The following is a 20,151-nucleotide window of genomic DNA, read 5'->3' as shown; positions in this document are numbered from 1 at the left end:
TCAGGGCGTGGCACGATCACTGCATGAGCGATTGGCGATTCGAGTTCACGGACGACCCTGCGGTTGAGCGTGACGATCCCGCGATGGACGAGCTCGAACGGCGACTGGATACCAGCGCGGATCGCGTGGGCAGGGCGCAGTCCGAACTGCAGCGCGCGGTCCGGGAGCTGATTCCCGTGGTCCAGGAGGCCTCAGTCGCCGGAATGCCGGTGGGCCGGATTGCGTCCTTCGCCCGGATCTCCTCAGACGACGCCCAGCGGATCGTGGACACCGGGCGCCTGTACTGATCCTCCGGCACGGGACGGCCAGCATCGTGAGCTGGGCGCCGTGTCAGGTACCTTCGCCGGCGGTGACGTCATCCGCATAGTCGCGGTGGGTCCGGAAGCGGGACAGCGCCAGAGTGCTGGCAAGCATCACGAGAGCCGCAAAGACCACGTAGAGGGCGACGGACCAACTCGAGCCGGTCTGCGCGAGCAGTGAGGTGGCGATGAGCGGGGCGAAGCCGCCGCCGACGATGGCGCCGAACTGGTAGGCCATGCTGATGCCGGAGTACCGGATGTTGGCGGGGAAGGCCTGGGTCAGGATCGGCGGGACCACGGACCACGCGAAGGACGTGGAGGCGTGGGCCAGGATGGTGGCCAGCGCGGCCAGCCAGATGTTCCCCGTGTTGAACAGCGGGAAGAACAGCAGCGCCGTGACCGCCATGAGGACGGCGCCCAGTGCGGCCATCCGGGTCAGGCCGGTGCGGTCAGCGCGCCGGGCCAGCAGGGGCAGCATGATGATCTGCAGGACGCAGCAGGCGATCCCGATCCACAGCAACGAGGACTGGGAGTAGCCGATCTCGACCGTTCCATAGGACAAAGCCCAGGTCAGCACGATGTAGGACAGGATCGAGGGGACGCCGGCGACGAAGATGGTCAGCAGCAACTGGGGGGTGAAGCCCTTGAAGACCTCGAGGAAGGGGACCTTGGCCGGTTCGTTCTTGACCGACTCCTCGAACAGCGGGCTCTCGCCGAGCCGGCGGCGGGCCCAGATGCCGACGACGACCAGCAGGAAGCTGATGACGAAGGCGATCCGCCAGCCCCATTCCAGGAAGGCGGGCCCGGTGACGGCCATCAGGATGATGAGCATGAGGTTGGCCAGCATCAGGCCTGCGGGCAGCCCCATGGTCGGGGCGGCTCCGTACAGGGACCTCTTGTCGGCGGGCGCATGTTCGATGGCCATCGTCACGGCACCTCCCCATTCGGCTCCGACGCCCAGGCCCTGGATGAGCCGGAGTACGGTGAGCAGGGCGGGTGCCCACATGCCGATGGACTCGAAGGTGGGGATCAACCCGATCAGGACGGTGGCACCGCCCATCAGGTAGAGCGAGAGGACGAGCATGCGCTTGCGTCCGATGCGGTCCCCGAAGTGCCCGGCGAGGATTCCGCCGACCGGTCGGGCGATGAACCCGAAGGCAAAGGTGGCGAAGGCCCCCAGCTGGCTGGCCGTCGGGTCATCCGAGGGGAAGAACTGCGGGCCGAAGATCAGGGCGGCCGACGCGGCATAGAGGAAGAAGTCGTACCACTCGATGGTGGTGCCCAGGAACGTCGCCCCGATGACACGGCGGGCCTCCCGGCCCCTCTCTGCCTCGGATCTGACAGGGGTGTGGTGTTGGGTCATGATCTGCTCCGTTTCTACAGGAAGGCGCTGTGGCCGGTGATGTCACGGCCGACGATGAGGGTGTTGATCTGGTCGGTGCCCTCGAAGGTGTAGAGGGATTCCGCGTTGGCATGGAACCGTGCCGCCTTGTGGTCCAGCAGGATGCCGTTGCCGCCCATCAGTTCACGGCCCAGGGCGGCGGTCTGGCGCATGTGGCGGCAGACCCAGGTCTTGGCCAGGGTGGCCTGCTCGCCGCTGACCCCGCCCGCCGCTGCCAGCTGGGACAGCCGGACGGCGAGGGCCAGGGAGGCGTTGGTGTTGCCGAGCATGGTCACGAGATGGTCCTGGACCAGCTGGAACGAGGCGATGGGCCGGCCGAACTGTTGCCGTTGGCGGGTGTAGTCCAGGACGGTCTCGTAGAGGCCGAGCTGCAGTCCGGTGGCGTTCCAGACGACGTCCGGGCGCAGCGTCTCGAAGGCGCGGTTGAGTTCCGCGAAGGAGTTGATCCGCTGCAGCCGGTGTGTCTCGGGGACCCGGACGTCACGCAGGCGGATGTCGGAGTTGTCGACCATCCGCAGTGAGGTCTTGCCCTCGATCTTGGTCAGCTCCAGGCCCGGGTCGTCGGTGCGGGCGAGGAAGACCTTGACCTGGCCGTCGTCGGCGTCCTTGGCGGCCACGGCGACGTACTCGGAGAAGGCGGCGTTGCCGATCCACCGTTTGGCACCGTTGAGGATCCACCCCTCGCCGTCCCGGCGGGCCTCGGTCTCCACGCCGCGGGCGATGTCCGAGCCGTGCTCCGGCTCGGTCAGGGCGAAGCAGCCGGTCATCCTGAAGCTGGCGATGTCCTCGTCCCAGGCTTCCAACTGCTCCTCGTTGCCGCCGGTGGCGACCACCGTGCGGAACATCCCGGCCTGGCCGCCGAAGAGGATCGCCAGGGACCCGTCCACCCGGGAGAACTCCAGGTTGCGGAAGCCGGAGTACAGGGGCCTGACGGATTCGCCGGCCGCCCGGATCTCGGCCGGGTCCACCAGGTCCAACCCGGCCAACCGGTCCCGGAGGAACAAGGGGGTCTCCCCGCGTTCCCAGTGGTCGGCCAGGACCGGCTCGGCCTCGTCCTTCAGGAAGGAACGCAGCCGGGCCAGCACGGTCTTCTCGGCCTCGGAGAGCAGGTCCGCGTAGCCGAAGTAGTCGGCGGTGCCGAGGAACCCGGTGGTCATGCCTGTTCCCCGTGGGCGGTTGCGTCCTGGGCGGCGAGGGCCTTGAGCGAGCGCATGTTGAGCTTGCCGGAGGGTCCCCGGTCCAGGGTGTCCCGCAGGATCAGGGTGCGTGGCTTCTTGTACCCGGCCAACCGAGTGCCGACATGGTGGAGCAGATCCTGCTCGGTGACCGCGGCGTTGGGTGCGGTGGCGACCACGGCCGTCACGCGTTCTCCCCAGACGGGGTCGGGGGCTCCGAAGACCACCGCATCCAGCACCCCAGGGTGCTCCATCAGGACCTCTTCGACCTCGCCCGGGAAGACCTTCTCACCTCCCGTGTTCACCACGGAACTCCCGCGGCCGAGCAGCTCGATGTACCCGTGCTCCTGAACCCGGACGTAGTCGCCGGGCGAGCAGTGCCGGACCCCGTTGATCACGGGGTAGGTCTCTGCCGACTTCACCGGGTCATTCAGGTAGCCCTTGGGCAGGGCTCCGCGATAGGCCAGGACGCCGACGGCCCCGGGCTGGTCCTGGACGTCCCGCTCGTCCGGGTCCAGGACCACGGCGTCCTCCGTCAGCTGGAATCGGCCCGGCAGCTCGTCGGCAGCAGTCGTGGTGGCCATGGCGTAGGGCCCGCCCTCCGTGGAGGCCAGGATGTCCACGATCGCCACCCGGCCCAAGGCATGGATGCGGCGCTTGGTGTCGTCGCTGAACCGCATGCCGGAACTGATGACCGAGGTCAGGGACGGCGCCGACGCGGCCTGTTCGGTCTCGAGGGCCTCCAGCAGGGGGACCACCACGGCGTCCCCGGCCACGATGAGTCTCGTCACCTCCTCGGTCACGATGAGCCGGGCCGCGGCTGACGGGGCCAGGCTGGCGCTGGGGTTGATGACCACCGTTCCGCCCACCGCGAGGGTGTTCATGGCGCTGAACAGGGCGGTGGCGTGGATGAAGGGGGCCAGGGGCAGGGTGCGGACCCGCGGGATGCTCTCGTCCACGGCCAGGCCGACGGCCGCCTCCAGGTCTTCCGGCGGCTCGAGCCCCATCGGACCGTAGATCGAGGACTGCTGGATGTGCAGCAGATCGCCGATGCCCCAGACGACCGCCTTGGGGGTGCCCGTGGTCCCGCCGGTGAAGATGTACAGCTCGGCGTCCCGGCTCGGATCGGGGCGGGGCTCCGGGGCGTTGCGGCGTCCGTCCCGGTCGACGGGGGTGGCCAGGTCCTCGAACCGGAGGCGTTCCACGCCGGGTTCGCCGGAGAGGGACGCCCCGGAGCCGATCTCGACCAGCAGGTTCAAGGTCTCTGCGGCGCTGCCGTCCAGGAGCTGTACGGCGTCCTGGACCGCCGGCCGATAGGCGGAGCCATAGGCGAGCACCCTCGGCTCGCAGGCCCTGAGCAACTCGGCCAGCTCGGCGCCCCGGTACCGGAAGTTCACGGACACCGGGACCGCCTCGAGCTTGAGGCAGGCGTAGAACAGCACGAGGTACTCGGCGGTGTTGTGGAGGAAGAACGCGACCCGGTCCCCGCGTCCCACCCCCTGGGCGGTGAGCCGGTCCGCGACGACGGAGGCGAGGTGCTCGAGGTCTCCATAGGTGAGATCGCGGTGATCGGACCGGATCGCCGTCAGGTGGGGTGCCCGCTCGGCGATGCGGTTCCAGAGGACGGCGTAGTTCTCATACATTCCATGGCTCCTGTGGTGCGCTGGCGGCGGTTCCGTTCGTGATGTGCACCACCCTGAGTTTCAGGGATCCTGAAACGATAGTCAAGGGCCCCAAGGGGTGACGGAGGCCGGCTTCCGGGGCCCACGACCGGGGTGGGTCCTCGACAGATGTTTCAGGCTGCCTGATACATTCGGCCGTGTTAGGTTGAGGCGCAATCGGGCGGAATCCGCCTGTCAGACACGGGAGAACGATGGACGTTCCGCAGGGACATGGAGACCGGGGGGCTGGGACGCCACGCCCGGAGCCGGTGGAGGGCTGGTTCATCTACACCATCAAGCAGTTGGAGCTGGGGTTGCGTGTCCCCCTGGAGCAGGCCACCCAGCAGGGGGCCGGGCTGTCCACGGCCCAGTACACCGCCTTGTCCGTGCTGGACCGCTGGCCCGGGATCACCTCCTCAGAATTGGCCCGCCGGTCCTTCGTCAGGGCACAGTCCATGGCCGAGACGATGACGCCGTTGATCGAGATCGGCCACGTACGCCGGGACCGGGATCCGGAGAACGCACGGCGTTTCCCCCTCTTCCTGACGCCGAAGGGCCGGAAGGTCCTCGAGTCCGCCCGTGGGCCGGTGTCCGAACTCGAGTCGAGGCTCCTGGCCGCGATCCCGCCCGCAGAACGCAGCCAGTTCGCGGACTTCCTCCGCTCCTGCCGGACAGCGCTGCCCGGGTTGCCTCGCTGATCACACGTGGTGGTAGGGCCGCCCGCCGGCGATCTCCTGGGCGCGGTACAGCTGTTCGGTCAGGATGAGGCGCACCAACTGGTGCGGGAAGACCAGTTTCGACAGGGACCAGACGAAGTCGGCGCGGGCGTGCACCGTCTCGTCCACGCCGTAGGCCCCGCCGATCACCACGGTGACCGCCTGTCCGGCATCGAACCGGCCCTGCAGGTGCTGTGCCAGTGCAGGGGAGTCCACGTTCCGGCCCCGCTCGTCCAGCAGCACCACGTGGTCGCGCTCGCCGACCTTGGCCAGGATCCGGGTGGACTCCTCCTGACGGGCGGTGTCGCCCTCGCGGGCGGAATGGGGGAGGAGCTGCCAGGTGAGGTCGAAGGGCTTCTTCAGGCGCTGGGCGTAGCGGTCGATCCCCGCAGACACCCAGGACTCATGCTTCTTGCCGATGGCCAGGACCTTCACGCTCATGGGACCATCCTGTCAGGACACCGAGCCGAGAGTGAGTTGGACATCATGACTGAGACGTCGGAACCGCGACCGCCCTTCCCGCCCTTCACCGAGGACACCGCCCGGCAGAAGGTCCAGGGTGCCGAGGACGCCTGGAACACCAGGGACCCGCACCGGGTCGCGCTGGCGTACACGGTGGATTCGGAGTGGCGCAACCGGGACCAGTTCGTGCGGGGCCGGGAGGAGATCGTCGGATTTCTCACCGCCAAATGGGAGCGCGAGCTCGACTACGCCCTGCGCAAGAGCCTGTGGAGCTTCTCCGGGAACCGGATTGCGGTCCGGTTCCAGTACGAATCCCGGGACCGGGACGGTCAGTGGTGGCGCAGCTACGGCAACGAACTGTGGGAATTCGACGATGACGGGCTGATGCGCCGCCGTGAGGCCAGCATCAACGACCTCGCCATCGACGCCGGCGACCGGCGGGTCCTCGGACCCCGGCCCGAGGGGGAGCGCGACCGGGACATCCCGCTGCGCTAGCTTCTCCGCCTCATCCCCCAGGAGGGGGTGCGCCGATGGCCGAGAACTCCCCGGGCTCCCCGCGCAGCGCCCGCAGCACGGTGCGGTGGAACCAGTCCAGGGCCGCAGCGTGCTGGGCCGTGGTGCGCCGCAGCAGCGAGACCTCGGCCCCGGTCAGCTCGAAGGGCAGCTCCCGCAGGGTCAACGGCCAGGTGGCGGCCCAGCCGGTCGCGATCGACACCGGCACCGTGGCGATCAGGTCGTCCCGGGTGGCCAGCAGCGCCGGCAGGGAGGCGAAGTGGTTGACGGTGGCGGCCGGCGAGATCGAGGCGCCCAGGCGCCGCAACGCCGCCTCCAGCGTGGGCCGGCCCGAATCGCCGGACACCACCGCATGGTGGGCGTCGAGGTATCCGGACAGGCCGACGTCGTGCCCGGCCAGCGGGTGCCCGCGGCCCATCAGGGCCACGTATCCCTCGGACTTGAGCACCTCGTGCTCGAAACTGCCGGTCAGCGGCAGGGAGGTGACGGCCAGGTCGACGGTCCCGCGCGCGAGCCAGGCGGGCAGCCGGTCCAGGTCCAGGGGCACGACGTCGACGCTCACCCGGGGTGCCTCGGCGCGGGTCGCGGAGAACAGGGCCGGGAAATAGCCGATCTCACCCAGCTCGGACATGGCCACCCGGAATCGATGGTCCGAGGTCCGCGGGTCGAAGGTGTGCACGGTGTCCAGTGCCCGGTCGATTGACACCAGGGAGTCTCGGAATCCCGGGTAGACCGAGTGGGCCAGGGGCGTGGGCTCCATGGTGCGACCGGTCCGCGCGAACAGCGGATCCGCCAGCGCGCGGCGCAGCTTGGCCAGCGCCTGGCTGACCGCCGGCTGGGACACGTAGAGGCGCGCGGCGGCGCGGGTCAGGTTCCGGGCCTCGTAGACGGCCACGAAGGTCCGCACCAGGTTGAGGTCCATGGGCTCTCCCGTCGGCATGATAGCGATAAGCAATTCTTATGCTCAGACGCTTCAACTATACGTAGGCTGGGTGTGAACCAGACCACAGACCGTTCCCAGGAGTATCCGATGACCGATTTCCCGTCCGAATCCCTGTCCGCCGCCATCGACCGTGCGGGATCGCCCGTGCAGTACCTGCGCAACGCCCCGTCCAAGGCCACCGTGTTCCCGGTGCAGCCGGAGTTCACGAACTGGCGTTCGGAACAGCAGTCCTGGCGGAACTCGGTGGCGCTGTTGGACCAGTCCCACCACATGACGGACCTGTTCATCACCGGGCCAGACGCACTGAGGCTGCTCTCCGACGTGGGCGTCAACAGCTTCGCGAAGTTCGCCCCCAACAAGGCCAAGCAGTTCATCGCCGTCAACCACGAGGGCTATCTGATCGGCGACGCCATCCTGTTCTACCTGGAGGAGGAGTCCTTCGACCTGGTCGGCTGGCACATGGTGCTCGACTGGGTGCAGTACCACGGGGAGACCGGGGACTACGACGTCACCTTCGAACGGGACGCCAGCTCCGCCGTCCGCCAGGGAGACCCGAAGCAGTACCGCTTCGAGGTCCAGGGACCCCACGCCCTGGAGCTGATGGAGAAGGCGACGGGATCAGCGGTCCCGGACACCAGGTTCTTCGGCATGGCCACCTTCGAGATCGACGGCCTGCAGGTCCGGTCGCTGCGCCACGGGATGGCCGGCCAGCCCGGCTTCGAGCTGTTCGGTCCCTGGGCCGAGGGCGAGCGGGTCCGGGCGGCCCTGCTGGCAGCCGGTGAGGGGCTGGACCTGGTGCAGGTCGGGTCCAAGGCCTACTCCTCCTCCAACCTCGAATCAGCGTGGGTCCCCTCGCCCTTCCCGGCCATCTTCAGCGGCGAGGGCACCGAGGCCTACCGCGAGTGGCTGCCGGCCGCCCGCGCCGGTTCCCTGGCCGGGAGCCTCACCGCGGACGCCGTCGAGGACTACTACCTCACCCCCTATGACCTCGGCTATGGCCGCACCGTCAACTTCGACCACGAGTTCATCGGGAAGGCTGCCCTGGAGAGAATCGCAGCGGGGCCGCAGCGGCAGAAGGTCACCCTGGTCTGGAAGCCGGAGGACGTGGCGGCCGCCATCCAGACCCAGTTCGAGCCCGGCGTCCCCGCCAAGTACATCGACTTCCCCAAGGCCCGCTACGGGCAGTACCAGGTGGACCGGGTCCTGGTGGACGGCCGGGACGTCGGCATCTCGCACGACGCCGGCTACCTCACCAACGAGCAGGCCTTCGTCTCGCTGGCCAGCGTCGACGCCGCAGTCGCCGAGCCGGGCACCGAGGTCACCGTGGTCTGGGGCGAGGAGACCCCCTCGGCCAAGCCCTCCGTGGAGCACCACCGCCAGGTGCGGATCCGCGCCACCGTGGAACCGGCGCCGTACTCCTCCTTCGCCCGGGAGAACTACCGCAAGGACTGACCCTCCCGCCCCACCGACGTTTTGAGGGCGATCCCACGCGTGGGATCGCCCTCAAAACGTGGGGGTGCGGCGTCAGTCGCAGCTGGCCACGAGGTCGAAGGAGTTCGCCGAGAGCTGTTCCAGGCTCGTGGTGGTGGCGTTGCCCTGGCCGAGGTAGTCCTGCGTGCCCACGGCGTAGTAGGGGTTGTAGGGGTCGACCCCGTAGGAGGTGGCCCGGCCGGCCGCCCGGTGATCCGCGTTGGTGGCGGTGAAACAGGTCTCCGGACCGGTGGTCGGCTCGTCCGTCGGATCCGGGGTGGGCTCCTCGGTCGGTTCCGGAGTCGGCTCCGGCTCCTCCGTCGGCTCGGGCGTCGGGTCGATGCCGCCGGCGCGGCGGTTGTTCTGCAGGAAGAACTCCGTCACGTAGGCCGGGTAGTCGATGCTGTCGGTCGAGATGTAGCTGCCGCCCGGGCCGCCGCCGGCCGGCCAGTTGTGGCCCAGTCCGGTGTTCGCGATGACGGAGACCCGTGGACCCTCGGCGTCCGCGTACAGCGTCCCCGTGCCGGCGGTGTTCGTGCCGTCCAGGCCGTCCAGGGAGAAGGTGGTCTTCGTGGCGGCGCCGTAGATCCCGGCCATGATCTCACCGTTGAGGGTGTTGTAGCCCGGGGCCACGGTGTAGTCGTTGTCGCCGTAGACCACGGAGGTCAGCTGGGTGTCGAACGAGTCCGCGGCGGATCCCGCGAAGCCCTCACACGTCGAGGTGCCCTGGGCCCTGGATACCGCCACCGCGCCGATCTGGCCCGAGGTGGTCCCCACGGTGGGGCCGGCGTTGATGCCGATGCCTGCGAAGACGTCCGGGGCCAGGCAGCCCATCACCATGGTCTGTCCGCCGCCCGAGGAGAGCCCCGAGAGGTAGACCTGATCGGCGTCGATGCCCAGGTCCGCACGGGACTCCAGGGCGGTGGCGAGGTCGATCAGGTTGTCGTCATGACGTGCCGGGTTCGCGTTGGAGTGGTTGGAACCGTAATAGTCCCAACAGCCGAGCAGGACCCCGCCGTTCGGAGCGGCGGGGATGGCCACGACCATGCCGTGCTCGTCCGCCGCGGCGGCCCAGTTCCCGCCGGACTTCAGGTTCGCGGCGGTCTGCACACAGCCGTGCAGGTTGACCATCAGGGCGCGCCCGTCCGGGTGCGCCGGCGCGGTCTCGGGGACATAGAGGTTGACGCTCATCCCGGCGATCGTCTCCGTGCTCCAGGTGCCGGTGGCCCCGGTGTCCGGGCCGCCGTCGTCCGACTCGGGGGCGGTGGTGCAGCCCGGCAGTGACTCGAAGCCCGGCGGGCAGGTGATGGCCTGCGCGGCGGGGGACAGGCCGACGACGGCCGTGGTCGCGGCCAGCGCCGTGGCGGCCAGGCCGGCCACCAGGACGGCGGTGGACCGGTGCTTCGTGGTGCGGTGTGACTGGTGCGTCATGGGTGAGACTCCTCCGAGTCCTGACCCGCGGCCCTCCGGGACCCGTTCCCGGATGCATGACTGTGAGTCAGGTCACAGCACCGTACACCTGAAAGTAGATTCAGGTAACAGGTTCAGGCGCGGGTCTCGGCCATGGTCAGCGCGTGCTCCGCGGCGACCCAGCCGAGCATGGCGCACTTCACGCGGGCCACGTACCGGGAGACGCCGCCCAGTGCCACCGCGTCACCGAGCAGTTCCTCGTCCGGGGCGACCTTTCCCCGGGACTGCATCGCCGTGCGGAAGGCATCGATCCGTACCTGCAGATCGTGCACGGTCAGCCCCTCGGCCAGCTCCGTGAGCAGGGAGGCAGACGCCTGGGAGATGGCGCAGCCGTGGCCCTCCCAACGGATCCGCTCGATCACCCGGTCGGCCGGGGACTCCGCCGGCTCCGTGCCCTCGCCGGCCAGATGCACCTCGAGGGTGATCTCGTCCCCACAGGTGGGGTTGAGCTGGTGGGACTGCCCGGCGGCATCGCTCAGCAAGCCCACCCCGTACGGGTTCTTCGAGTAGTCGAGGATGACCTGCTGGTACAGGTTCTGCAGATCGGAGGAGCTCATACCGTGACTCCGAAGAACGTGGCCGTCTCTGCCACCCCGGCCAGGAACCGGTCGACGTCGTCGGTGGTGTTGTACAGGTAGGTGCTGGCCCGGGTGGAAGCCGTGACCCCGAGGCGGCGGTGCAACGGCTGGGCGCAATGGTGACCCACGCGCACGGCGATGCCCTGATCGTCCAGGAACTGGCCGACGTCGTGCGCATGTACCCCGGGCAGGTCGAAACTGGCCGCGCCCACGCGGGGGCCGGTGGCCTCGCCACCGAGGATCCGCACCCCGGGAATCCGGCCGAGCCCATCCAGCAGGCGCTTCCCGAGCTCGTCCTCGTGAGCCGCGATCCGGTCCATGCCGATGCCCTGCAGGTACGTGACGGCCTCGGCCAGGGCGATCGCCTGGGAGACGCGCTGGGTGCCGGCCTCGAAGCGCTGTGGCGGCGGCAGGTACTCCGCGGACTCCATGGTGACGGTGGTGATCATCGAGCCGCCGGTGAGGAACGGGGGCATCGCCGCCAGCAGCTCGCGGCGGCCGTAGAGCACCCCGATCCCGGTGGGTGCGAGCATCTTGTGGCCCGAGAAGGCGGCGAAGTCCACGTCCAGGGCCTTCACGTCCACGGGCAGGTGCGGCACGGACTGGCAGGCGTCGAGCACCACGAGGGCGCCCACGACGCGAGCCCGTGACACGAGTTCGTCCACCGGGTTGACCAGGCCCAGCACGTTGGAGACATGCGTGAAGGCGAGCAGCCGGGTGCGGTCGGTGATCACCGAGTCGGCCGCGTCCAGGTCCAGGGAGCCGTCCTCGGCCATCGGGATGAAGCGCAGGGTGGCCCCGGTGCGGAAGGCCAGCTCCTGCCAGGGGATGAGGTTGGCGTGGTGTTCCATCTCCGTCACCACGATCTCGTCGCCGGGGCCCAGGCGGAAGCGCTCGGCCTCGGCGCCGCCGCGGCCCACTGTCGCGTTCGAGAAGGCGTAGGCCACGAGGTTAAGGGCCTCGGTGGCGTTGGAGGTCCAGACGACCTCGTCCTCCTCGGCACCCACGAAGTCCGCCACGGTGGTGCGGGCGTCCTCGAACATCAGGGTGGCCTCCGCCGCCAGGGTGTGGGCGCCGCGGTGGACGGCGGCGTTGAGGTGCTCGTAGTAGTTGCGCTCCGCGTCCAGCACGGAGACCGGCTTCTGCGAGGTGGCGCCCGAATCGAGGTAGGCCAGGGGGCGGCCGTTGACCTCGGCGGAGAGCAGCGGGAAGTCCGTACGCCACCGGTTGACCTCGGCCGCGGTGGGGGCGGGGGAGCGGGTGGACGACGCCGGCCCGGTCGCCTCGGTCGGGATGGTCTCGGACGCTTCGGTCATCTGCACTGCCTTTCGGGGGTCGCCTGCCGTTTGCACCACTACCTTGAGCACCGCGGACGGTCAGTTTGTTCCGCTCCGGCTTCCACTCTGCGCTGCAGCCCGGCGGGTCGGTGAATGCCTGTGCCGTATGGCGCCCGGTCACCGGGCAGTTCACCGGACAGGTCTCGCGGGAAACTGTGTGAAGAACGTACCTCTGGGTCAGGGTCAGCATAGGTTGTGACCGGAGAGGGTTCGGCTATCGGGCCGGCTGCTGCCAGACCTTTTCCGGATGTGAAGCGCTCGTTCGTCTGCACGCGCCCTATGGGTACGGAACCGCGATCCGCTCTTCATGGGCGCTTTCGCACAACTGTGGGCTCCCCGCACACATGCCGGTCAGACCCAAGCTGTAACGCCTGTCGCAGTCCCTGTCGCGACTCACGGTCTTGAGCAGACGTTTTCCGACAGCTGGCCGAGAAGTCCGCGCATAGGAGCATCAAGAGCGACAGCATCTTTGACCCGTTGGCAGCACTGGACGCCTTCCGTGTCGCCATCGAGGCGCGCGCCGGGGGGCGAGCCAGCCAAGCCTGCGGCACCGGCTAAATTGCCCAAGTACACCCTCGCCTCACATTCTGCACCGACCGATAGGACGCCCGTGAAGAAGTCCCTCGCCGCCCCAGCCCTGGCCGCCAGCCTGCTTACCCTCGCCCTCACTGGTTGCTCCGGGCAGCCTGGTTCCGCCGACGACCTGGTGAAGGTGGTCGAGGAGGCAGGGTTCTCATGCACGGAGCCGGCCGAGAAGAACGGCTCCGTCCAGTCCGAGTGCGGCGGAGTCGATGTCCTCTACTGGGAGAATCCCGAGGACGAGCTGGCCACCCACGGCATCACCGGCGGGATGCTCAGCGACTATCGCCAGACTGAGTACCTGATCCGCGGCAAACAGTGGTGGATCATCGGGGACGAGTCCTCCGTCTCCAAGGTTGCTGACTCCATGGATGAGGACTACGACACCATCGGCTACTAACCGGCAGGTACCCCTGGATGCTCAACAGGCCTGCCTCACAACGGGGCCGAGCTGTCCACGATCTGGCGGGCTGGTGCTGGGCTCAGCCGGTCAGGCGCAGTCGGTGTCCTAGCTGTCGTTGTGGCTCCAGGGCAGCCGCGGTCACTGCTTGACGAGCGGGTTCAGGGCGGCGGAGCGCGACAGGACGAATGTGCTGACAGCCAAGCATATTATTAGAAGTCTGAATCATTTTATGCCTGAAGGGAATCCGTTTTGAAGAAGAAGCTCTGCTTGGTCGGTGTCGGTCTCACATTCACCCTAGGATTGACCGCTTGTGGCGGTGCGGGATCGGCCGAACTTACCCCGACGGCAACTCCAGTCGGAAAGTCCGAGGTGGAGACCCTTGCATCCGCCACCGATCAGGAGAAGCTGGCCTGGGCGGAGACTCTTGCAGCTGACGTGTACCAGCTTTCTGAGCCAGCTGAGTCGGCGGAGTACGTCGTGACTTCTCCGGAGAACTTCTGCTCAGTCATCGAGTCCGCGTCTGACACGGACCAGGCCACGGGCGACGCCATGGCTGGGCACCTGAATCAGTACATGTCAGTGGACAAGGCCACCGGCGCCGACATGATGTTTACCTACGACGTCGCCGCCGCGATCGACTGCACGGATCACGCGGACACCATGCGGGACGTCGCAGTCCAGTTCGGCTTCGACCGGTAGCGGGTTGTCGCTTTCAGAAGTCGACGGCATGGATGTCAAAAGTCACCTGCACGGATCGCCGAGGTGGCATAAGCACTGTCCGCGTGGGGATCCCGTCGTGGGACGGCCCAGCTGTGTGCACCAGCAAGAGATCAGCGGGCGCGTTCCGTGGTGGGGCTGAGGTCCTTGACCAGCAGGTGATCGTGCTCGGTCTCATGTCGGACTGTCCCCTCGGCGGTGATCCAGTCATACTCACTGACATCGATCACCCCGGTGGAGCGGTAACCCAGACGCCGGTACAAGCGTTCGGCATCCGGATTGTCCTCAGCGACGCCCACCGCCATCTGGTGTCGGCCGGTCTGCGCTGCGAGGGCCTCAGCGGCGGCGATCAGAGCGCTACCCACTCCTTGTCCGCGACAGTGGTCACGGACCTGCAGGTGATTGAGCTCCACCGCATCGGGATACGCGGCCCGCGCGTTGGACCCGATGCAGCCACCCCACTGCAGCACCCCGGAGCCCAGCGGCTCCTGGCCCTGCCACGCGACCAGGTAGGCGACCTCACCGGCCAGATGACGGGCATGGTGCCTCTCGTGGACGCCGCCGGGCGTCTTCCAGCGTGAGCACAACAAACGCAGGTCCGCGTCGGTGCAGGGGCGAATATCCATTCCGCCATTCAACAAGACTCGACCCCGGCAATGCCGCACGACTGCCAACGGCATCGACGGACATCGTTATGCTTGCCCGGATCCGCTTTCGGTTGGCGACCCATCGGGTGTGAGCAAGCCAAGGCCGATGTAGGACAGCGTCCCCAGGATCAGCCCCGCGCCAATCCAGATCGCCCAGAGCCCCCCTCTGCGGCCTAGGGCTCGACTGAGGAGCCCAAGGGCCAGTACCAGCGGACCGATAAGCCAGCCGAGGTAACCGAACATGGCAAGACCCAGTCCGACGGGGACGGTCAGCATGGCTGCAAAGGCCATGGCCACCGTGCGTCGGTCTGGTGCATATGATCTGTCCGCTGGCGGTTGCGTCATCTCTAGTCGTAGTCCAGATCTATGGGGCGCCTCAGGCTCCCCGGTCCCTCTACCGTAGGGCGCGGCATCAGACGGTGATAGCCCGCAGGGTCACTCCTCTGCGGTAGGTCAGTGCAGGCTTGTCGCTTTGGCGAACCCATCGGCTTCGTTCGGGTCGTCGAATACTCCCAAGACGACATTGTCAGGCGTCTCATCCTGTTGCATTATCTGGAACAGACCGTCGGAAAAGGCCCCCACTCCCGCGTATTTCCGGGGGAGCAGGGGCCTTCTCAACTGGCGGTGACGGTGGGATTTGAACCCACGGTAGGTTTCCCTACACAACATTTCGAGTGTTGCACCTTCGGCCGCTCGGACACGTCACCAGACTGGACTACTGTACCGGAGCCGCCGAACGCACCCCAAACCGGGCCCGAGGCCGTGCTCCTCAATCCCGGTGGGCCCGGAAGAAGTCCGTCAGCAGCCGGGCGCACTCGGCCTCGCGCACGCCGCCGAACACCTCGACCCAGTGGTTCAGCCGCGGCTCGCGCACCACGTCGAACACGGAGCCGCAGGCGCCGGCCTTGGAGTCCCAGGCCCCGAACACCAGTCGCGGGATCCGGGCCAGCACCAGGGCCCCGGCGCACATGGCGCAGGGCTCCAGGGTCACCACGAGCGTGCAGTCGGCCAGGCGCCAGCCGTCCGCGTCCCCGGCTGCCCGGCGCGCGGCGGCCGCCTGCCGCAGGGCCAGCACCTCGGCGTGGGCGGTCGGATCGCCGGTGGCCTCCCGCTCGTTGCGGCCGGTCCCGAGGACGGTCCCGTCCGGGCCCACGACGACGGCCCCGATCGGGACGTCGGCCGTCTCCAGTGCCGCTCGGGCCTGGTCCAGGGCCAGGCCCATCCAGGCCAGTCGGGGATCGTGCTCACGGGTCATGGTCGCCGAGCCTATCCGCTGCCGGAGGTGGAGGCCGGACGGGTCGCGTCACGGCGCGGGACCGCGAGGAAGCAGGCGGCGGACAGCACCGCGCAGCCCAGCACGAATGCCGCCATCGGCAGCGGGTCGTGCTCCCCGCCGAGACCCACGAGCGGTGCGACGGCGGCACCCAGCAGGAACTGGAAGGCGCCCATGAAGGCGGAGGCGGTCCCGGCCGACGTCGGGACCGCCCGCATGGCCAGCGCGGAACCGTTGCCGAGTACCAGGCCCATGGAGGAGGTCAGCAGGAACATGGAGACCAGCGTCGGGACGGCGGGCGTGCCTGCCAGGACGGCGGCGAACAGGCCGCCGGCGGCGGCCAGCATCACGGCCACACCCACCGCGAGGACGCGGCGGACCGGGAATCGGCCGACCAGTCGGATGTTGAGGGCGCCGGCCGCCATGATGCCCACCGAGTTCACGCCGAACGCGATCGAGTACTCCAGGGAGCTCAGGCCCACCACGTTCTGCAGCACGAAGGGGGAGGCGGACACGTAGGAGAACAGGGCGCCGAAGCCGAGCGCGAAGACCAGGGTGGCGGAGACGTACCCGCGGTGACGCACCACGGTTCCGGCGTGGGCCATCAGGGTCCGCAGCCCGCCCTCGTGCCGGCGCCCAACGGGAAGTGTCTCGCGGATGGAGGTGGCCACCCCGATCGCCATGACGGCCACGAGCGCCGTGATCACCCAGAACACCCCGCGCCAGTCCGTGACCTCCAGGATGAGTCCGCCGCCGAGCGGCGCGAGGACGGGCATGATTCCGCCGATCACCATCATCAGGCTCATGAGCTGCGCGGTGGCCGGCCCGCGCGTGGTGTCGGTGATGATGGCGCGGGAGAGCACGACGCCGGCCGCACCGGTGAAGCCCTGGAGGAACCGGGCGATGACCAGGACGGTGACGTCGGGTGCCAGTGCGCAGGCGATACCCGCCAGCAGGCAGGCCACGGTGCCGATCAGCAGGGGCCCTCTCCGGCCGGTGGAATCGGACAGCGGCCCGATCACGAGCTGGCCGGCTGCGAGTCCGAGCATGAAGGACGTCAGCGTCAACTGCACGCCGGAGGCCGTGGTGCCCAGGTCCCCGGCGATATCCGGGAAGGCGGGTAGGTACATGTCCGTGGCCAACGGGGAGACGGCGGAGAGCAGGGCCAGCAGGCCGACCAGCAGCACCGTGGGCGGCTGACTGCCGGGGACCGCTGCGGGCGGGCCACCGGTGGCTGGAGGGCGCTCGGGCACACGGCTCCTTCGGGGTAGGTCGGACGGGGGGGTGACACCCCATTCTCTCAACTGCCGCCGGGGCTGGCCGGTAGGGTTGGTCACATGCGCGTACAGCTCGTTGAACATCCGCTCGTCAGCCACAAATTGACGGTGCTCCGCAAGAAGGAGACGCCCTCGATGATCTTCCGTCAGCTGACGGAGGAGCTCGTCATGCTGCTGGCCTACGAGGCCACCCGCGATGTGAAGGTCGAGCCGGTGCAGATCGAGACCCCGGTGGCGCCCATGACCGGGGTGGCGCTGGCCAAGCCGACCCCGCTCGTGGTGCCCATCCTGCGGGCCGGGCTGGGCATGCTGGAGGGCATGGTCCGGATGGCGCCGAGCGCCGAGGTGGGCTTCCTGGGCATGGCCCGCAACGAGGAGACCCTGGACATCGTCACCTATGCGGAGCGGTTGCCCGCTGACCTGACGGACCGCCACGTGTTCCTCCTGGACCCCATGCTGGCCACCGGCGGCACCCTGGTCGAGGCCGTGCGGTTCATGTACGCCCGGGGTGCCCGCCGCGTCACCTGCATCTGCCTGCTCGGTGCCCCGGAGGGCATCGCGCGCCTGGAGAAGGAGCTCGCGGAGGTGGAAGTGGACCTCTACCTGGCGGCCATCGACGAGCGTCTGGACGAGCACTCCTACATCGTGCCCGGGCTCGGCGACGCCGGCGACAGGTTGTACGGTCTGGCCGACTGAGACCTGGCGGGCCCCCACTGGGTCCGTCTGTCATAAAAGTGCGCGGGGCGCGCGTTGGCAGTAGTTTGCCCCAAAGTGCCGGAATGGATGCTTCAGAACCCCGATTCGGCGTGATCTTCGTCACGAAACGCGGTGTTCGTCTCGCATGGTGAGACGCGCGTCCCATTGTTACTTGCGAGAAACGAATGTGACGCTAGATCGTTGTCATATGAACTACCGCGACTCGGCTGTTCCTCCGGGGACAGCGACCGGCCGGCGATGGTGCCGACGGTCCAGCCGAGCCCACTCCCGTCCGGGGTGTCTGTAGCGGGGACGGCTGTGATCCGGCCTGACCCGCCACCTACGCCTTCAGACCGGCACTGACGCAAGGATTCATCACTATGACCATCAGCCCCCAGGGATACGTCCACATCTCGGTCCGCAACGCCCAGCGACGCGCGGCACGGGTCCGCAGTTACCGTGAGCAGGGCGGTACCTATGGGCGGCCGGCCGAGCGGCAGCTCCACCCGGTCCAGAACGAGACGGTGGAAGCCGAGGAGCCGATGCAGATCGACCCGCAGACCGCGCCGATGCCGGTCCTGGCGCCCAACGGGATCCCCGGCCCGCAGGCGGTGTCCACCGACACCGAGGCCCGCGGCTTCGTGATCTACGTGGGCATGGATGAGTCCGCGGCCTCCGCCGCCGGGACGTCCCTCACGCGCCTGGCCAACGAGCTGCGCCACTACGTGGAGTCGCTGGTGCCCGGTTCGCAGTCCGCTGCCGCCGTGGCCATCGCCCCGGCCGGCGCCCCCGGCTCGGACCTCGAGGTGGTCCGCCAGGTCCTCGGCGACCCGACCATCCAGCAGGGCACCCGCCCGGACCTCTTGCAGGCTCCCGCGCCCGTCTCGACCCGCCAGCCCGGCGTCCTGATCGACCTGGCACGCCGCGAGGTCCAGCTGGACGGCGAGGGGCTGAACCTCACCTACAAGGAGTTCGAGCTGCTGAACTACCTCGTGGAGAACGGCGGACGCACGGTGGGCCGCGACGAGCTGCTGGAATCCCTGTGGAAGAACTCCGATGAGGTGCCGAACGAGCGCACCATCGACGTCCACATCCGCCGCCTGCGCTCCAAGCTGGGCCGCCTCTCCGGCACCGTCCGGACCGTGCGCGGCCAGGGCTACCGCTTCTACGAGCACCCCGAGGTCGTGGTCTGGGCGGCCCCCGAATACAGCATCTGAGCTCAGGTGATCGGACAGGCATGACCAGGGACAGCACGACGCCGGCCGGGCCGGGTTCCGCAGACTGCTCCGGCTCCTTCCTGGGGCCGGTGGACCTGACCGGGCTGGACGGGCTGTTCAGCACGCCGGAGAAGGACCTGGCCTTACGGGTCCGCGGCTTCGTGGACGAGCACATCCGCCCGAACATCGCCGACTGGTATGACCGGGCGGTGTTCCCCGCCGAGGTCATCCCGGAGCTGGGCCGGCTCGGGGTGCTGGGCATGCACCTGGACGGCTACGGCTGCGCCGGCCGCTCGGCGGTGGAGTACGGGCTGGCCGCCCAGGAGCTCGAGGCCGGGGACTCCGGACTGCGGACCTTCGTCTCCGTGCAGGGCTCCCTGGCGATGTCCGCGATCCACAAGCACGGCTCCGAGGAGCAGAAGAACCAATGGCTGCCGGCCATGGCCGTCGGGGAGGCGATCGGCTGTTTCGGGCTGACCGAGCCCACCGCCGGCTCCGATCCGGCCTCCATGCTGACCCGCGCGAAGCGGGAGCCGAACGGGGACTGGGTGCTCAGCGGCACCAAGCGGTGGATCGGACTGGCGAACCTGGCCGACGTGGCGATCATCTGGGCCCAGACCGCGGACCACGGCACCGGCCGCGGGGTCCGCGGCTTCGTGGTCCCCACGGGCACCCCCGGCTTCCGGACCGAGGTGATCTCCCAGAAGCTGTCCATGCGGGCCTCCGTGCAGTGTGAGATCCACCTGGAGGAGGTCCGGCTGCCGGCTGACGCGATCCTGCCGGCCGACTCGGCGGTCGGCCTGAAGGGCCCGTTCGCGTGCCTGAACGAGGCCCGGTACGGGATCATCTGGGGCGTGATGGGTGCGGCCCGCGACAGTTTCAATGCCGTGCTGGACTACTCCGCGACCCGGATGCAGTTCGGCGCCCCGCTGGCCGGCCTCCAGCTGACCCAGGCGAAGCTGGCGGACATGGCGGTGGCCATCAACAAGGGCTACCTGCTGGCGCACCAGATCGGCCGGGTCAAGGACGGCATCCTGCCCGGTGTGCTCACCCCGGCCATGATCTCCACCGGAAAGCTGGACAACTGCCGGGTGGCCATCGGGATCGCCCGGGACGCCCGGCAGATGCTCGGCGGCAACGGCATCACCCTGGACCACTCGCCGCTGCGGCATGCCAACAACCTGGAATCGGTGCGCACCTATGAGGGCAGCGACGAGGTCCACCAACTCACCATCGGCCGGGCCCTCACCGGTCTCGGGGCCTTCACCGCCGGCTGAGCGGGCCGCCGGGCCGCCGGGAAGGCCACGTACGCTGGG

The 20,151-nt window shown here is 68.8% G+C and carries 20 protein-coding genes and 1 tRNA gene; 9 read left to right on the top strand and 12 right to left on the bottom strand.

What is annotated here, in order from left to right; translation table 11 throughout:
- The first annotated feature begins 23 nt into the window (after positions 1–23).
- A complete protein-coding gene (locus tag AB0K08_RS06030; RefSeq protein ID WP_363352625.1) occupies positions 24–287 on the top strand; it encodes a hypothetical protein in 264 nt (87 codons plus the stop codon).
- Positions 288–330: 43 nt separating this feature from the next.
- Here AB0K08_RS06030 and AB0K08_RS06025 read toward each other — a convergent pair whose 3' ends face one another.
- The 3 genes from AB0K08_RS06025 to AB0K08_RS06015 are packed head-to-tail and all read right to left on the bottom strand — an operon-like array spanning position 331 to position 4,519.
- Positions 331–1,662 carry an MFS transporter gene (locus AB0K08_RS06025; protein ID WP_363352624.1) on the bottom strand — a complete coding sequence of 444 codons (1,332 nt, stop codon included), beginning with the start codon at positions 1,660–1,662 and terminating at the stop codon, positions 331–333.
- Positions 1,663–1,676: 14 nt separating this feature from the next.
- Positions 1,677–2,858 (bottom strand): acyl-CoA dehydrogenase family protein, encoded by a 1,182-nt coding sequence (locus AB0K08_RS06020; RefSeq protein WP_363352623.1) that lies wholly within the window; start codon positions 2,856–2,858, stop codon positions 1,677–1,679.
- Positions 2,855–4,519 carry an AMP-binding protein gene (locus tag AB0K08_RS06015; RefSeq protein WP_363352622.1) on the bottom strand — a complete coding sequence of 555 codons (1,665 nt, stop codon included), beginning with the start codon at positions 4,517–4,519 and terminating at the stop codon, positions 2,855–2,857. Before AB0K08_RS06015 ends, AB0K08_RS06020 begins: the two co-directional genes overlap by 4 nt.
- Before the next feature lie 230 nt (positions 4,520–4,749).
- Between AB0K08_RS06015 and AB0K08_RS06010 the strand changes: the two genes are divergently transcribed.
- Positions 4,750–5,235, top strand: a complete 486-nt coding sequence (locus tag AB0K08_RS06010) for a MarR family transcriptional regulator (protein WP_363352621.1) — start codon at positions 4,750–4,752, stop codon at positions 5,233–5,235.
- On the opposite strand, the gene rlmH is transcribed toward AB0K08_RS06010, so the two are convergent.
- On the bottom strand, positions 5,236–5,694 hold the full coding sequence (gene rlmH / locus AB0K08_RS06005; protein WP_363352620.1) for a 23S rRNA (pseudouridine(1915)-N(3))-methyltransferase RlmH: 459 nt from the start codon (positions 5,692–5,694) through the stop codon (positions 5,236–5,238).
- Between the two features lie 45 nt (positions 5,695–5,739).
- Here rlmH and AB0K08_RS06000 point away from each other — a divergent pair, with 45 nt between their 5' ends.
- On the top strand, positions 5,740–6,210 hold the full coding sequence (locus AB0K08_RS06000) for a nuclear transport factor 2 family protein (protein WP_363352619.1): 471 nt from the start codon (positions 5,740–5,742) through the stop codon (positions 6,208–6,210).
- A gap of 10 nt (positions 6,211–6,220) precedes the next feature.
- Here AB0K08_RS06000 and AB0K08_RS05995 read toward each other — a convergent pair whose 3' ends face one another.
- The gene (locus tag AB0K08_RS05995) at positions 6,221–7,150 is read right to left on the bottom strand and encodes a LysR family transcriptional regulator (protein ID WP_363352618.1); all 930 of its coding nucleotides are present in this window, start codon (positions 7,148–7,150) and stop codon (positions 6,221–6,223) included.
- A 108-nt stretch (positions 7,151–7,258) separates the two neighbouring features.
- Between AB0K08_RS05995 and AB0K08_RS05990 the strand changes: the two genes are divergently transcribed.
- Entirely contained in the window at positions 7,259–8,623 is a 1,365-nt protein-coding gene (locus tag AB0K08_RS05990) for an aminomethyl transferase family protein (protein WP_363352617.1), read from the top strand.
- A 72-nt stretch (positions 8,624–8,695) separates the two neighbouring features.
- On the opposite strand, the gene AB0K08_RS05985 is transcribed toward AB0K08_RS05990, so the two are convergent.
- The 3 genes from AB0K08_RS05985 to AB0K08_RS05975 form a co-directional block, all read right to left on the bottom strand.
- Positions 8,696–10,072, bottom strand: a complete 1,377-nt coding sequence (locus AB0K08_RS05985; protein ID WP_363352616.1) for a PHB depolymerase family esterase — start codon at positions 10,070–10,072, stop codon at positions 8,696–8,698.
- 113 nt (positions 10,073–10,185) lie between these two features.
- Positions 10,186–10,668 (bottom strand): Fe-S cluster assembly sulfur transfer protein SufU, encoded by a 483-nt coding sequence (gene sufU / locus AB0K08_RS05980; protein ID WP_363352615.1) that lies wholly within the window; start codon positions 10,666–10,668, stop codon positions 10,186–10,188.
- The gene (locus AB0K08_RS05975; protein ID WP_363352614.1) at positions 10,665–12,005 is read right to left on the bottom strand and encodes a cysteine desulfurase; all 1,341 of its coding nucleotides are present in this window, start codon (positions 12,003–12,005) and stop codon (positions 10,665–10,667) included. Before AB0K08_RS05975 ends, sufU begins: the two co-directional genes overlap by 4 nt.
- 631 nt (positions 12,006–12,636) lie before the next feature.
- Between AB0K08_RS05975 and AB0K08_RS05970 the strand changes: the two genes are divergently transcribed.
- Both AB0K08_RS05970 and AB0K08_RS05965 read left to right on the top strand, forming a co-directional pair.
- Entirely contained in the window at positions 12,637–13,005 is a 369-nt protein-coding gene (locus tag AB0K08_RS05970) for a hypothetical protein (RefSeq protein ID WP_363352613.1), read from the top strand.
- Positions 13,006–13,257: 252 nt separating this feature from the next.
- On the top strand, positions 13,258–13,707 hold the full coding sequence (locus tag AB0K08_RS05965; protein WP_363352612.1) for a hypothetical protein: 450 nt from the start codon (positions 13,258–13,260) through the stop codon (positions 13,705–13,707).
- A gap of 131 nt (positions 13,708–13,838) precedes the next feature.
- Here AB0K08_RS05965 and AB0K08_RS05960 read toward each other — a convergent pair whose 3' ends face one another.
- The 4 genes from AB0K08_RS05960 to AB0K08_RS05945 all read right to left on the bottom strand — a co-directional run bounded on the left by AB0K08_RS05960 (position 13,839) and on the right by AB0K08_RS05945 (position 16,898).
- Entirely contained in the window at positions 13,839–14,351 is a 513-nt protein-coding gene (locus tag AB0K08_RS05960; protein ID WP_363352611.1) for a GNAT family N-acetyltransferase, read from the bottom strand.
- Positions 14,352–14,991: 640 nt separating this feature from the next.
- Positions 14,992–15,079: transfer RNA gene (locus tag AB0K08_RS05955), tRNA-Ser, on the bottom strand.
- 62 nt (positions 15,080–15,141) lie between these two features.
- Complete coding sequence (gene tadA / locus AB0K08_RS05950; RefSeq protein WP_363352610.1) at positions 15,142–15,627, bottom strand: tRNA adenosine(34) deaminase TadA; 486 nt, start codon at positions 15,625–15,627, stop codon at positions 15,142–15,144.
- A gap of 11 nt (positions 15,628–15,638) precedes the next feature.
- A complete protein-coding gene (locus AB0K08_RS05945) occupies positions 15,639–16,898 on the bottom strand; it encodes a multidrug effflux MFS transporter (RefSeq protein ID WP_363352609.1) in 1,260 nt (419 codons plus the stop codon).
- An 84-nt stretch (positions 16,899–16,982) separates the two neighbouring features.
- Here AB0K08_RS05945 and upp point away from each other — a divergent pair, with 84 nt between their 5' ends.
- The 3 genes from upp to AB0K08_RS05930 all read left to right on the top strand — a co-directional run bounded on the left by upp (position 16,983) and on the right by AB0K08_RS05930 (position 20,112).
- A complete protein-coding gene (gene upp, locus AB0K08_RS05940; protein WP_363352608.1) occupies positions 16,983–17,618 on the top strand; it encodes a uracil phosphoribosyltransferase in 636 nt (211 codons plus the stop codon).
- Between the two features lie 380 nt (positions 17,619–17,998).
- A complete protein-coding gene (locus AB0K08_RS05935; protein ID WP_363352607.1) occupies positions 17,999–18,835 on the top strand; it encodes a winged helix-turn-helix domain-containing protein in 837 nt (278 codons plus the stop codon).
- Positions 18,836–18,855: 20 nt separating this feature from the next.
- Positions 18,856–20,112 (top strand): acyl-CoA dehydrogenase family protein, encoded by a 1,257-nt coding sequence (locus AB0K08_RS05930; RefSeq protein ID WP_363352606.1) that lies wholly within the window; start codon positions 18,856–18,858, stop codon positions 20,110–20,112.
- Positions 20,113–20,151: the final 39 nt, after the last annotated feature.

Origin of the sequence: Citricoccus sp. NPDC055426 (assembly GCF_040677445.1) — a bacterium.
GTDB lineage: Bacteria > Actinomycetota > Actinomycetes > Actinomycetales > Micrococcaceae > Citricoccus.
Note: the sequence above shows the minus strand (reverse complement) of the source record. Positions and strands in the feature narration are given on the sequence as shown.